Annotated in this window: 12 protein-coding genes; 5 read left to right on the top strand and 7 right to left on the bottom strand. The window is 71.0% G+C overall.

Annotated elements, in window-relative coordinates; all coding sequences use genetic code 11:
* Positions 1-67 precede the first annotated feature (67 nt).
* Entirely contained in the window at positions 68-922 is an 855-nt protein-coding gene (truA, locus tag AB0F29_RS18790) for a tRNA pseudouridine(38-40) synthase TruA (protein WP_361873360.1), read from the top strand.
* A 64-nt stretch (positions 923-986) separates the two neighbouring features.
* Here truA and AB0F29_RS18795 read toward each other — a convergent pair whose 3' ends face one another.
* A complete protein-coding gene (locus AB0F29_RS18795) occupies positions 987-1,838 on the bottom strand; it encodes a hypothetical protein (protein WP_361873362.1) in 852 nt (283 codons plus the stop codon).
* Between the two features lie 67 nt (positions 1,839-1,905).
* Here AB0F29_RS18795 and AB0F29_RS18800 point away from each other — a divergent pair, with 67 nt between their 5' ends.
* The 4 genes from AB0F29_RS18800 to glmM all read left to right on the top strand — a co-directional run bounded on the left by AB0F29_RS18800 (position 1,906) and on the right by glmM (position 6,736).
* Positions 1,906-3,525 carry an ATP-binding cassette domain-containing protein gene (locus AB0F29_RS18800; RefSeq protein WP_361873364.1) on the top strand — a complete coding sequence of 540 codons (1,620 nt, stop codon included), beginning with the start codon at positions 1,906-1,908 and terminating at the stop codon, positions 3,523-3,525.
* A gap of 545 nt (positions 3,526-4,070) precedes the next feature.
* Positions 4,071-4,514, top strand: coding sequence for a 50S ribosomal protein L13 (gene rplM, locus AB0F29_RS18805; RefSeq protein WP_018960214.1), 444 nt, complete (start codon positions 4,071-4,073; stop codon positions 4,512-4,514).
* A gap of 116 nt (positions 4,515-4,630) precedes the next feature.
* Entirely contained in the window at positions 4,631-5,095 is a 465-nt protein-coding gene (gene rpsI, locus AB0F29_RS18810) for a 30S ribosomal protein S9 (RefSeq protein ID WP_361873672.1), read from the top strand.
* Positions 5,096-5,377: 282 nt separating this feature from the next.
* Positions 5,378-6,736 carry a phosphoglucosamine mutase gene (gene glmM, locus AB0F29_RS18815; RefSeq protein WP_361873367.1) on the top strand — a complete coding sequence of 453 codons (1,359 nt, stop codon included), beginning with the start codon at positions 5,378-5,380 and terminating at the stop codon, positions 6,734-6,736.
* An 85-nt stretch (positions 6,737-6,821) separates the two neighbouring features.
* Here the strand turns inward: glmM and AB0F29_RS18820 are convergent, their stop codons facing one another.
* From AB0F29_RS18820 to AB0F29_RS18845, 6 genes are all read right to left on the bottom strand, one after another.
* Positions 6,822-7,787 carry a DUF389 domain-containing protein gene (locus AB0F29_RS18820; RefSeq protein WP_361873369.1) on the bottom strand — a complete coding sequence of 322 codons (966 nt, stop codon included), beginning with the start codon at positions 7,785-7,787 and terminating at the stop codon, positions 6,822-6,824.
* Positions 7,788-7,867: 80 nt separating this feature from the next.
* The gene (gene coaA, locus AB0F29_RS18825) at positions 7,868-8,863 is read right to left on the bottom strand and encodes a type I pantothenate kinase (protein WP_361873370.1); all 996 of its coding nucleotides are present in this window, start codon (positions 8,861-8,863) and stop codon (positions 7,868-7,870) included.
* Between the two features lie 150 nt (positions 8,864-9,013).
* Positions 9,014-10,015, bottom strand: coding sequence for a CU044_5270 family protein (locus tag AB0F29_RS18830; protein WP_361873372.1), 1,002 nt, complete (start codon positions 10,013-10,015; stop codon positions 9,014-9,016).
* Positions 10,003-10,620: a sigma-70 family RNA polymerase sigma factor gene (locus AB0F29_RS18835; RefSeq protein WP_361873374.1), complete on the bottom strand. Its 618-nt coding sequence runs from the start codon at positions 10,618-10,620 to the stop codon at positions 10,003-10,005. The genes AB0F29_RS18830 and AB0F29_RS18835 overlap by 13 nt, the downstream gene beginning before the upstream one ends.
* Before the next feature lie 187 nt (positions 10,621-10,807).
* The gene (locus AB0F29_RS18840; RefSeq protein ID WP_361873376.1) at positions 10,808-11,344 is read right to left on the bottom strand and encodes a hypothetical protein; all 537 of its coding nucleotides are present in this window, start codon (positions 11,342-11,344) and stop codon (positions 10,808-10,810) included.
* Between the two features lie 193 nt (positions 11,345-11,537).
* Positions 11,538-11,936, bottom strand: a complete 399-nt coding sequence (locus AB0F29_RS18845; protein ID WP_361873378.1) for a VOC family protein — start codon at positions 11,934-11,936, stop codon at positions 11,538-11,540.
* Between the last annotated feature and the right edge of the window lie 47 nt (positions 11,937-11,983).

An 11,983-nucleotide genomic window follows, 5' to 3' on the forward strand; every position in this document is an offset into this window, starting at 1 on the left:
GCCCGCATCACCCTTCGGGGCGGTGCGGGCCCGTTCTGCTGACCAGGGGAGTCGAGAGGATGACGCGGTGAGTGACGAGGCGGAGCCCGGTTTCGTACGGGTGCGGCTGGACCTGGCCTACGACGGCAAGGACTTCTCCGGCTGGGCGAAGCAGACCAGTCGGCGCACGGTGCAGGGCGAGATCGAGGACGCGCTGCGGACCGTGACCCGCTCCGCCGTGACGTACGACCTGACGGTGGCCGGCCGGACGGACGCGGGGGTGCACGCGCGCGGCCAGGTGGCCCATGTGGACCTGCCGGAGGCGGTCTGGGCCGAGCACGAGGAGAAGCTGCTGCGGCGGCTGGCGGGCCGGCTGCCGCTGGACGTACGGATCTGGCGCGCGGCCCCCGCACCGGCCGGGTTCAACGCCCGGTTCTCCGCGCTGTGGCGGCGGTACGCGTACCGGGTGGGGGACCGGCCCGGCGGCGTCGATCCGCTGACCCGGGGTCATGTGCTGTGGCACGACCGGCCGTTGGACGTGGACGCGATGAACGAGGCGGCCGCGTTGATGGTGGGGGAGCACGACTTCGCCGCGTACTGCAAGAAGCGTGAGGGCGCGACGACCATTCGTACGCTCCAGAAGTTGAGCTGGGGACGGGACCCGGCGTCCGGGGTGCTGACCGCGACCGTGCAGGCGGACGCGTTCTGCCACAACATGGTGCGGGCGCTGATCGGGGCGGCGCTGTTCGTCGGCGACGGGCGGCGGCCGGCCGGCTGGCCCGCGGAGGTGCTCGCCGCGAAGGTGCGCGACCCCGGGGTGCACGTGGTGCGCCCGCACGGGCTGACGCTGGAGGAAGTCGCTTACCCGGCGGACGCGTTGCTGGCGGCCCGTGCCGTGGAGGCGCGGAACGTACGGACGTTGCCGGGGGCGGGGTGCTGCTGAGCGTTGCTCCGGCGGGAACTCCCGTCCGCCGGAGCGGGAGTTCGGCGGCGGGGGTGTCGGCCCGTCAGCCGTTGGGGGCCGCGGCGGCCTGGGAGGCCTGGAGCTGGCCCCGGCGGTGGATCTGGCGGAAGGTGAAGTTCGTCAGGTCCTTGTTGACCGCGTAGACGTCCTTGTCGGCGGTGGTGACCCGCTTGCCGTTCACGAAGCCGCCGACGGTGAAGTAGGCGTAGCGGCCGTAGGAGTTGGCGGTGCGCAGGCAGACCGTGCCGCCCCGGCAGAAGGTGTCGACGCCGCCGCCGCTGAGGGAGGCCAGGCCGCCCGAGCTCTGGTCGACGGCCTTCTTCGCGCGGGCCTCCGTCGCGAAGACGGCGATGCCGACGGTGACCGCCACCCCGTCCTTGCGGTAGGTGGCCCGGATGAGCTGGTCGCAGCCGTTGTTCGTGAGGACCTGGCCGAGTGCGCCCTGGGTGCCCGTCGTGCACTTCGCGGAGTTGCTCGTCGCGCCCTTGAGGTGGACGCGGTCGCCCATGGTGAGCTTCTTGCCGGGGAAGAACCCCTCCACGGTGACCGGCGCCCTGTCCTTCTCGGCGCTGGAGATGTACTCCTTGGGGTCCGGCGGGGGCGGCGGCGCGACCGAGGAGAACGAGGGCGCGGGCGCCGAGGTGTCCTCGGGGAGTTCGGCGGGCGCCGGCAACTGGCTCGCGTTCTTGTCCGCCTTGCCCGTGCCGCCGCCGTTCGACGTGACCACGGCCGTGGTGACGATCGCGCCTATCGCCACAGTGGCCAGCGCGCCACCGCCGATCATCATCAGCCTCTTCCGGCGGGCGCGCGCCGCGGATTCCTCCGCCAGCGCCGCCCAGTCCGGAGTCCCGTCGCCCCCGGGCCCCCAGGAGGCCCCCCCTTGCCCAAAGCTCATGCGCGCAGTTTAGGGGGTGACGTAAACCGGTTGGGCCAGGAGTTCGCGGACCGTGACAATGCTCTGTATGGGACATCTCGAAGCAGGCCACCTGGAGTACTACCTACCGGACGGGCGGGTGCTGCTCGGCGACGCCTCGTTCCGGGTGGCCGACGGGGCCGTCGTCGCGCTCGTCGGGGCGAACGGGGCGGGCAAGACGACCTTGCTGAGGCTGCTCGCCGGTGAGCTCCAGCCGCACGGCGGCACGGTGTCGGTGAGCGGCGGGCTCGGCGTGATGCCGCAGTTCGTGGGCTCGGTGCGGGACGAGCGCACGGTGCGGGACCTGTTGGTCTCCGTGGCCCAGCCTCGGATCAAGGAGGCAGCCAAGGCCGTCGACGCGGCCGAGGAACGCATTCTCACCGTCGACGACGAGGCCGCGCAGATGGCGTACGCGCAGGCGCTGAGCGACTGGGCGGAGGCGCGGGGTTACGAAGCCGAGACGGTCTGGGACATGTGCACCATGGCCGCGCTGGGCGTCCCGTACGAGAAGGCGCAGTGGCGCGAGGTCCGCACGCTCAGCGGCGGTGAGCAGAAGCGGCTGGTGCTGGAAGCGCTGCTGCGCGGGCCCGACGAGGTCCTGCTGCTCGACGAACCGGACAACTACCTGGACGTGCCGGGCAAGCGGTGGCTGGAGGGGAAGCTGAAGGAGACCCGTAAGACGGTTCTCTTCGTCTCCCACGACCGGGAGCTGCTGTCCCGTGCCGCCGAGAAGATCGTCAGCGTCGAGCCGAGTCCGGCGGGCAGCGACGTATGGGTGCACGGCGGTGGTTTCGCCACGTACCACGACGCGCGCAAGGAGCGTTTCGCCCGGTTCGAGGAGCTGCTGCGGCGCTGGCAGGAGGAGCACGCCCGGCTGAAGGCGCTCGTCCTGCGGATGCGGCAGCAAGCGGCGAACAGCCCCGACATGGCGAACCGCTACCACGCGATGCAGACGCGCTTCAAGAAGTTCGAGGAGGCCGGCCCGCCGCCGGAGCCGCCGCGCGAGCAGGACATCAGGATGCGGCTGCGCGGCGGGCGGACCGGGGTGCGGGCGGTGACCTGCAAGGGCCTGGAGCTGACCGGGCTGATGAAGCCGTTCGACCTGGAGATCTACTACGGGGAGCGGGTCGCGGTCCTCGGCTCCAACGGGTCGGGCAAGTCGCACTTCCTGCGGCTGCTGGCCGGTGAGCCGGTGGCGCACACGGGGGAGTGGAAGCTCGGGGCGCGGGTCGTGCCCGGGCACTTCGCCCAGACGCACGCGCATCCGGAGCTGCTCGGCAAGACGCTGGTGGAGATCCTCTGGTCCGAGCACGCCAAGGACCGGGGCGGGGCGATGTCGGTGCTGCGGCGCTATGAGCTGGAGCGGCAGGGGGACCAGCCGTTCGAGAAGCTGTCCGGCGGGCAGCAGGCGCGGTTCCAGATCCTGCTCCTGGAGCTGGCCGGCACGACGGCGCTGCTGCTGGACGAGCCCACGGACAACCTGGACCTGGAGTCGGCGGAGGCGTTGCAGGACGGGCTTGAGGTGTACGACGGCACGGTGATGGCCGTCACGCACGACCGGTGGTTCGCGAAGTCCTTCGACCGGTATCTGGTCTTCGGGTCGGACGGGGTCGTGCGGGAGACCTCGGAGCCGGTGTGGGACGAGCGGAGGGTTCAGCGGGTGCGGTGACCTTGGGCGGTCGGCGGCGGGGTGGGGTGAGCCGGGGCGGCGCGAGGGGTGCGTGTGGGGTGCGCCGGGGTGCCGGTGGGTGCGGGGTGCGGGGTGCGGGGTGGTGCGGTGCGTGGGCCGTGCGGCGGCGTTGCGGGGGCGCTGCCCCCGGACCCCCGCGCCTCAAACGCCGGCGGGGCTGGGAAGGCTCGCCTCAAGCGCCGGCGGGGCTGGGGTCGTGTGGCTGGGCTGGAAAGGATCGCCTCAAGCGCCGGCGAGGCTGAAAGGTCGCCTCAAACGCCGGCGGGGCTGGGGTCGTGTGGCTGGGCCGAGGTGGTGTGACGGGGGCGTTTTGACCCGTGCGGGGGGTCCCCGGTAGGCTCTCGGTTTGTTATACGTATTGGCTTCGTCGTTCTCACGCGAAGGGCCTTACGTAGGTTCCCTGGAGCAGTTACCAGTGGCTCGCATACGGGCAGCGTCCCCGGCGATTGTGAGCCCCAGCTGCATATCGCTTCAGAGGTGCCGTGTGTCTGGATCCCATCCACTGAAGAAGCGAAGGCTGCGAAGTGCGTACGTACAGCCCCAAGCCCGGCGATGTCACGCGCCAGTGGCACATCATTGACGCTCAGGACATCGTCCTGGGCCGTCTGGCCACCACGGCTGCGAACCTCCTCCGAGGCAAGCACAAGGCGATCTACGCCCCCCACATGGACATGGGCGACTTCGTCATCATCATCAACGCCGACAAGGTTCACCTGTCCGGCAACAAGAAGACCCAGAAGATGGCGTACCGCCACTCGGGCTTCCCGGGCGGACTCCGTTCGGTGCGCTACGACGAGCTGCTCTCGAAGAACCCCGAGAAGGCCGTCGAGAAGGCCATCAAGGGCATGATCCCCAAGAACACCCTGGGCCGTCAGATGCTCTCGAAGCTCAAGGTCTACGCGGGCGACCAGCACCCGCACGCTGCTCAGCAGCCGGTCCCGTTCGAGATCACCCAGGTCGCGCAGTAGTACCGGCCACCCCCTAAGACATACAGAAAGATCTGAGGAGAATCGTGGCCGAGACCACTGTTGAGACGACCGCCGACGACACGGCGGGCACCGAGGGCGAGGAGACCTTCGCCGAGGTGACCACCTTCGAGTCGGAGGTCCCCGTCGAGGGTGAGTACACCTCCGAGTCGCTCGCGGGCCGCTTCGGCGACCCGCAGCCCGCGGCCGGCCTTGGCCGTCGCAAGAACGCCATCGCCCGCGTCCGGATCGTTCCGGGCACCGGCAAGTGGAAGATCAACGGTCGCACCCTTGAGGACTACTTCCCCAACAAGGTGCACCAGCAGGAAGTCAACGAGCCCTTCAAGGTTCTCGAGCTCGACGGTCGCTACGACGTCGTGGCCCGCATCTCGGGTGGCGGTGTCTCCGGTCAGGCCGGCGCCCTGCGCCTCGGTGTGGCCCGCTCGCTGAACGAGGCGGACGTGGACAACAACCGCGCCATTCTGAAGAAGAACGGCTTCCTCTCCCGCGACGACCGTGCGGTCGAGCGCAAGAAGGCCGGTCTCAAGAAGGCCCGTAAGGCCCCGCAGTACAGCAAGCGCTAAACATCGCCTGCTCGACTGTCACGTTCGCCCCGGCGGCACACTCTGTGCTGCTGGGGCGTTCGTTTATCGGCGCTCGCGGGCGTATAACGGCATAAGACGTTCATCGGACCGGGCGGGAGCGCGGCCCGGTGAGCGCCGTCGCGCATCCGGCAGGTCGGTTACGTCATGCCGCCCGACGTGCTTTTTTGCGCTGTTTCCTTGCTTTCGTTGTTTGGTTGCTCAGTTCGTTTCGTTTGCTGTGCAGTGGTTGTTTGTGGTTTCGGAGCACTTCGGAGGACACCAGTGGGACGACTCTTCGGTACGGACGGAGTACGCGGTGTCGCCAACGCCGATCTGACGGCCGAGCTCGCGCTCGGCCTCTCGGTCGCGGCGGCGCACGTACTCGCCGAGGCCGGCACCTTCGCGGGCCATCGCCCGACCGCCGTGGTCGGACGGGACCCGCGAGCCTCCGGAGAGTTCCTGGAGGCCGCCGTCGTGGCGGGCCTGGCCAGCGCCGGTGTGGACGTGCTGCGCGTCGGGGTCCTTCCGACGCCCGCCGTGGCGTATCTGACCGGCTCGCTCGGCGCGGACATCGGCGTGATGCTCTCCGCCAGTCACAACGCGATGCCCGACAACGGCGTCAAGTTCTTCGCGCGCGGCGGCCACAAGCTCGCCGACGAGCTGGAGGACCGGATCGAGTCGGTCTACGAGCAGCACCGCACCGGTGAGCCGTGGAGCCGCCCGACCGGAGCCGGCGTCGGCCGGGTCACCGACTACACGGAGGGTTTCGACCGGTACGTCGCCCACCTCATCGGCGTCCTGCCCAACCGGCTCGACGGTCTCAAGGTCGTCCTGGACGAGGCGCACGGCGCCGCCGCCCGGGTCTCGCCCGAGGCGTTCGCGCGGGCCGGGGCCGAGGTCGTCACCATCGGGACGGACCCGGACGGCCTGAACATCAACGACGGCTGCGGCTCCACCCACCTGGAGCTGCTGCGCGCCGCCGTCGTCGAGCACGGGGCCGACCTCGGCATCGCGCACGACGGCGACGCCGACCGCTGCCTCGCCGTGGACGCGGCGGGCGAGGAGGTCGACGGCGACCAGATCCTGGCCGTGCTGGCCCTCGCGATGCGGGACGCCGGCCAGCTGCGCAAGGACACCGTTGTCGGCACCGTGATGTCGAACCTCGGCTTCAAGCTGGCCATGGAGCGCGAGGGCATCCGGCTCGTGCAGACGGCGGTCGGCGACCGGTACGTCCTGGAGTCGATGAAGGCCGAGGGCTTCGCGCTCGGCGGTGAGCAGTCCGGGCACGTCATCGTCCTGGACCACGCCACGACCGGCGACGGCACGCTGACCGGCCTGATGCTGGCGGCCCGCGTCGCCGCCACGGGCCGGGGTCTCGCGGAGCTGGCCGGGGTCATGCAGCGCCTGCCGCAGGTCCTGATCAACGTCCCCGATGTCGACAAGTCCCGGGTCAGCACCTCGTCCGAGCTGGCCACCGCGGTCGTCGAGGCGGAGCGCGAGCTGGGCGAGACCGGGCGTGTACTGCTGCGCCAGTCGGGCACGGAGCCGCTGGTGCGGGTCATGGTCGAGGCCGCCGACATCGAGCAGGCGCGGGCCGTCGCGGGCCGACTGGCCGATGTGGTGAAGTCCGCGCTGGGCTGAGCCCCCCTTCACGGCCCGGCGTACGGGTCTCGGCCCGGCGTACGGCTCACTTGCGTGACGGAAGTCCCTGACGTACCCGTACAGGTCACGTGCGGACGGAAGCCCCTGGTGTACCTGCCAGGGGCTTCCTCGCGCGCCGGAACCTCAGCAGGGCCTTCTGGAGCAGCAGCGTGAGCATGCCCGCGAGGATGATCCCGCCGAGGTTGGCGAGCAGCTGCTGCCCGGAGCCGATGGTCTGCTGGTAGTCGGAGTAGCTGAACGCTACGGCCGCGTTGGCGGCGGCCGGGACCGTCGTCACCGAGATCGCCACCCCGATCAGCGCCCCGGACTTCGCGGAGGTGAGCGAGAGCGTCCCGGCGACGCCGGCGAGGAACGCCACCACGAACGACATCCAGTCCGGGTGCCAGATGAACCCGGTGTTGGGCCGGGGCTTGTCGATCATCCCGCCGTTGAAGAGGCCGAAGGCGTCCATCAGCCAGGCGAAGCCCGCGGTGATCAGCATCGCCAGCGCGAACCCGCCGATCAGCGCCCACAGCGACCGCGCGACCAGGCGCGGGGCGCGTTGCACCACGGCCGTGGAGATCCCGGCCAGGGGCCCGAACTCCGGGCCGACCGCCATCGCGCCCACGATCAGCACCGCGTTGTCGAGCATCACCCCGCAGGCGGCGAGCATCGTGGCGAGGGAGAGGAAGGAGACGTAGGTGATGGAGAACGTCGACTCCTCGTGCGTCGCCTCCGTCAGCTCCTCCCACAGCACCGCGTCGGCGCCGTCGCCCGGGGCCTCCTCCTCCGCCCGGTCGGCGTGGTCGGAGAGCGTCAGCTCCATGTTCTCCATGGTGATCGACCCGGACCTGTCGATGCCGAGCCGGCGCAGCGCACCGATCAGCTCGTCGCCGGCCTCGCGCGCCACGTCGCACATCACCACGTCACCGGCGGGGGAGCGGGCGGCGCCGGGCAGGACCACCAGATGGGCGGTGCCGACAGTCGACTCCAGCAGGGCGACGACCTCGTCCGTGGCGTCGGCGGGCACGATCAGACGCAGGTGCAGCACGCGGCGGCCGCCCTTCCGGGTCGGAGTGGTCGGACGGGGCAATCGTCCGTGGTCCGTGGTCCGTGGTCCGTGGTCAGTGGTCAGAGCTTGCGCAGGGACAGCCTCTGGACCTTGTGGTCCGGACCCTTGCGGAGCACCAGGGTGGCACGGCCGCGCGTCGGAGCGACGTTCTCCAGCAGATTCGGCTTGTTGATGGTCCGCCACATGGTGCGCGCGTAGTCCAGCGCCTCCTCCTCGGAGACCTGGGTGTACTTGCGGAAGTACGAGGACGGGTCCTGGAACGCGGTGGCGCGCAGCTTGCGGAAACGGTTCAGGTACCAGGTCTCGATGTCCTCGGCGCGCGCGTCCACGTACACGCTGAAGTCGAAGTAGTCGGCGAGTCCGACCCTGGTGCGGCCGTCGCTGCCGGGCAGTGCGGGCTGGAGGACGTTGAGGCCCTCGACGATGAGGATGTCGGGGCGGCGCACGGTGAGCCGTTCGCCGGGGACGATGTCGTAGATCAGGTGTGAGTAGACGGGGGCGGTCACCTCGTCCTTGCCCGCCTTGATGTCGGCGACGAAGCGGGTCAGGGCCCGCCGGTCGTAGGACTCCGGGAACCCTTTGCGGGAGGTCAGCCCGCGTGTCTTGAGCTCCTTCATCGGCAGCAGGAACCCGTCCGTGGTCACCAGTTCGACGCGCGGGTGCTCGGGCCAGCGGGCCAGCAGCGCCTGGAGGATACGGGCGCTGGTGGACTTCCCGACGGCGACACTGCCCGCGACCCCTATGACGAACGGGGTGCCGCGCTGCGCCCCGTGCCCGTTCCCGGCGTCCCCGAGGAAGGTGTTCAGCGCGCCGCGCAGCCCGGAGGTGGCCTGGACGTACAGGTTGAGCAGCCGGGAGAGCGGCAGATAGACGTCCCGCACCTCGTCCAGGTCGATGACGTCCCCGAGCCCCCGCAGCCGCTCCACCTCGTCGGCGGTCAGCGGCAGCGGCGTCTTGTCCCGCAGCGCGCTCCACTCGTCGCGCGAGAGGTCGACGTAGGGGGTCGGCGCGTGCTCGCTGCGACGGTGGGGGCTCCGTGCGGGTGAGGTGATCACCTGTTCATTGTTGCGGGAGTTTGAACGGAGTGGGGGGTGGGGTCGGTCACGTGGGTGGCGGGCCCGGCCCGCGGGAAGGCTTCGGGCCCGGTGTCCGCTCCCCTGTGCCGGACACCGGGCCCGCGCCCGGGTTCTGTACGAGCCGGACGGTCAGGGCTTCTGGCCCTTGGCGTCGACGACGGCGGCCTTGGTCCTCGCAGCGTCGATCAGCATGTCTCCGCGCTGGTAGACCATGAGTTCACGCCCGCTGGAACTGGGGAATTCGTAGGTCCTGGTGACCACGTCGCGCCTTCCCGCGTAGCTGTAGTCGACCGGGTCGATGAGGATCTCGCTCCGGATGTCCTGCCCGTCGTGCTGGCGGGTCACGGCGATGACCCGGCGGCCGGAGGCGTCCCGGATCAGGTGGTCGGTCACCTTGATGCCTCCGACCGTGGCCATCGCCCGGTAGATGCGGGCCTGGGCGTCGGGCGGGATCGGGTAGGACTCCAGCAGGACGGAGAGGGCGCGGAAGCTGTGCTCGTCCTTGGCTTCGGGGGGTCCGTCCAGACCGCTGCCGGTGGGGAAGACCTTCCGCAGTTCCGCGAGGAGGGCCTCGGGGTCCTCCGGGAGATCGGCGGCGATCTTGTAGGACTCGCGGGCGGTCCGGTGGTCCGTGTCGGACTCGTCGTTCTCCGCGACCTCGTCGTGGTACGGGATCCAGGAGGGCTCGGGATCCGGCACTTCCATGGTGCCCGTCACCTCGGGGTCCGACCCGTCCTTCCTGGTCGGCTGGGCCGGCACTCCGCCGACCTGCCAGAGGTAGATCCACTGGTCCGCCCGCGGCTCCGGGGGCACCTCCTGCCGGTCCAGGAAGTCGGCGGCCCGCCCCAGGGCGGCGGCCGGGCTGGACAGGTCGAGGTCGCCCGCCACGGTCGCCGGGGCCGACGGCCGGGGCGCGGGGGTGTCCACGATCTGGGTGATGAACAACGCCGCCGCCGTGATCGCCACCACCGCGCCGAGCGAGGCGATCCGCCAGTCGGCCCGTAGCCTGCGGGCGCTGCGGTTCCTGCCCGCGATGGCGTCGGTCAGGAGTGCGCGGCCGGGGGCGAGGGCGGCGCGGTCGGGGGCGGGAGCGTCGGCGCGCAGCTCCCGCAGTCGGGTCAGTTCGTCCATGACGGGTTCAGCTCCTGTTCGGCCGAGGTGAACGAGGGGTCGGTGCTCAGTGCCTCGCGGACCTTGCGGCGGGCCCGGTTCAGGCGGGATCTGACCGTGCCCAGCGGTATCCGCAGCGCGTCGGCCACCTCCTGGTAGCCGAGGTCCGCCCAGGCGACGAGCAGCAGGACGTGCCGGTCGCCGGGGGAGAGCGAGGCCAGCGCGCCCGCCAGCGGGGCCTGGACGGCGAGCCGGTCGTCCGAGCGATCGCTCCAGGACGCGGCCACCGGGTCGTGGCCGGTCCGGGCCAGCGCCTTCAGCGCGCGGACCTCGGTACGGCGGTGCTTGCCGATCAGGTTGGCGGCGATGCCGTACAGCCAGGGCCGGGCCAGCCGGTGGGCGGTGTCGTAGCGGCTCCGCGTGCGGAACGCGATGAGGAACGTCTCCGCCGTGATGTCGTCCGCCGCGCCCTCCCCGAGGCGGCGGGCGGCGTAGCGGTGGATGTCCGGGGCGTGCCGGTCGTACAGCCCGGCGAACAGTTCGGGCTCGTCGAGGGATTGCGTGATGACGTCGGCGTCGTCCTCGTCCTCGCGTTCGTCGGGGCGGGCCGGAGGTGGTCCGGTCACTGCGCCTCCAGGGGGCGTCGGTCGGTGTGGCTGTCACCCCTGTTGTCCGCAGCGGCCGGAAAGGTTCACGGCTCGTCGGTGCGGGCCACCCAGGAAGCCCGGTCCCGTGACCGGACGGTGGCCGCCGCCGCCGCTCCACGCTTCGTGCCCCGTGCCCCGTGCCCCGTGCTCGACCGCCCTGGGCTCCCTACAGCTGGTCTCCCCTGCCGGCTGGTTCCGGAGGATGCGTCCCGCCGCCGTCCTTGCTGTCCTGCTCGCAGGTCCGTCGGTCGTAGGACTGGTCATTGGGGATCAAAAGCACTTCGGCAACCTGCTCGGGGCGCTCGACCGCGAGCCAGTCGTCGCCCGTGAGGGCGCCGTCCGGCTCGGGCCACGACCCGGACGAATGGACCGTCTGACACCCCAAGGCCACGCGCTCCTCGTCGACGGCGCAGACATCCACCGCGGGGCCGGATATCCCGCCAGCGTCGGCGCCGTCGTAGCGGTAGTGGAAGTGGACGCTGTCACCGCCGGAAGGCACCTGCGGGTGGGGTTCCACCCGCCAGTCGACGACCTCGGCGGTGACACCGAGAGGCTGCCCGGACGTGTCCTCGACCTGCACCCTGACACCGGCCTCACCGCGCTTCGCATTTGTGTCGGTGCAACCCCACAGGGAAGAGCAGCCGGACAGGGCGAGCATCACCAGAACCAACGGGGCAGCGGCGAGTACCCGGGCGGGGAACACTGAGACGACCTCCGGTAGGGGTGGGCGCAGCAGCGTATCCCGGACCCTCGTGCTCCCCGCTGCTCGGCCACCCCTCGGGAGGACCGCTCCTCGACCGCCCCTCGGGACGCCTCCTCCCCGGGCTCCCACGCTCGCGCTCCCCGGAACTCCGGGCCCGGAGCCCCGGGGAGCCCGGCGCGGAAGGTGTGCGGCCTCAGGCGTCCTGCGGATACCAGCGCAGCTCGACCGTGTTGCCGTCCGGGTCGAGTACGTAGACCGAGGTGGCCGAGCCCCGTGCCCCGAAGCGGGGGACCGGGCCCTCCTTCACCGTGAACACCCCGGAGTCGATGACCTCCTGCCAGTCGAGCGGGTCGACGACGAGGCAGATGTGGTCCACGTTCGACTCGCCGCGCGGTCGGTCGAGCAGGTCGATGATCGTGGTCGGGCTGACCCGGACCGAGGGGAACGGCACCTTCCCCGCCCGCCACTCCTCGACCCGTACCGGCTCCAGCCCCAGCGGCCCGCAGTAGAACGCGAGCGCCCGCTCGACGTCCCCGACGTTGAGGACGAGGTGGTCGAAGGCCTTGACCCGCACGGTCGGCGGTACGGACATGGCTCAGGCCTCCGACGCGTACGTGACGAAGTCCGCCCAGGCGGACG

It is taken from the genome of Streptomyces sp. NPDC026589 (assembly GCF_040638385.1).
In the GTDB taxonomy this organism is placed as follows: domain Bacteria; phylum Actinomycetota; class Actinomycetes; order Streptomycetales; family Streptomycetaceae; genus Streptomyces.

What these genes read in the sequence shown, in the direction of transcription:
- AB0F29_RS18830 (WP_361873372.1), bottom strand. Translation starts at nt 10,015, where the DNA reads ATGGACGAACTGACCCGACTGCGGGAGCTGCGCGCCGACGCTCCCGCC.
- AB0F29_RS18800 (WP_361873364.1), top strand. Translation starts at nt 1,906, where the DNA reads ATGGGACATCTCGAAGCAGGCCACCTGGAGTACTACCTACCGGACGGG.
- AB0F29_RS18845 (WP_361873378.1), bottom strand. Translation starts at nt 11,936, where the DNA reads ATGTCCGTACCGCCGACCGTGCGGGTCAAGGCCTTCGACCACCTCGTC.
- AB0F29_RS18795 (WP_361873362.1), bottom strand. Translation starts at nt 1,838, where the DNA reads ATGAGCTTTGGGCAAGGGGGGGCCTCCTGGGGGCCCGGGGGCGACGGG.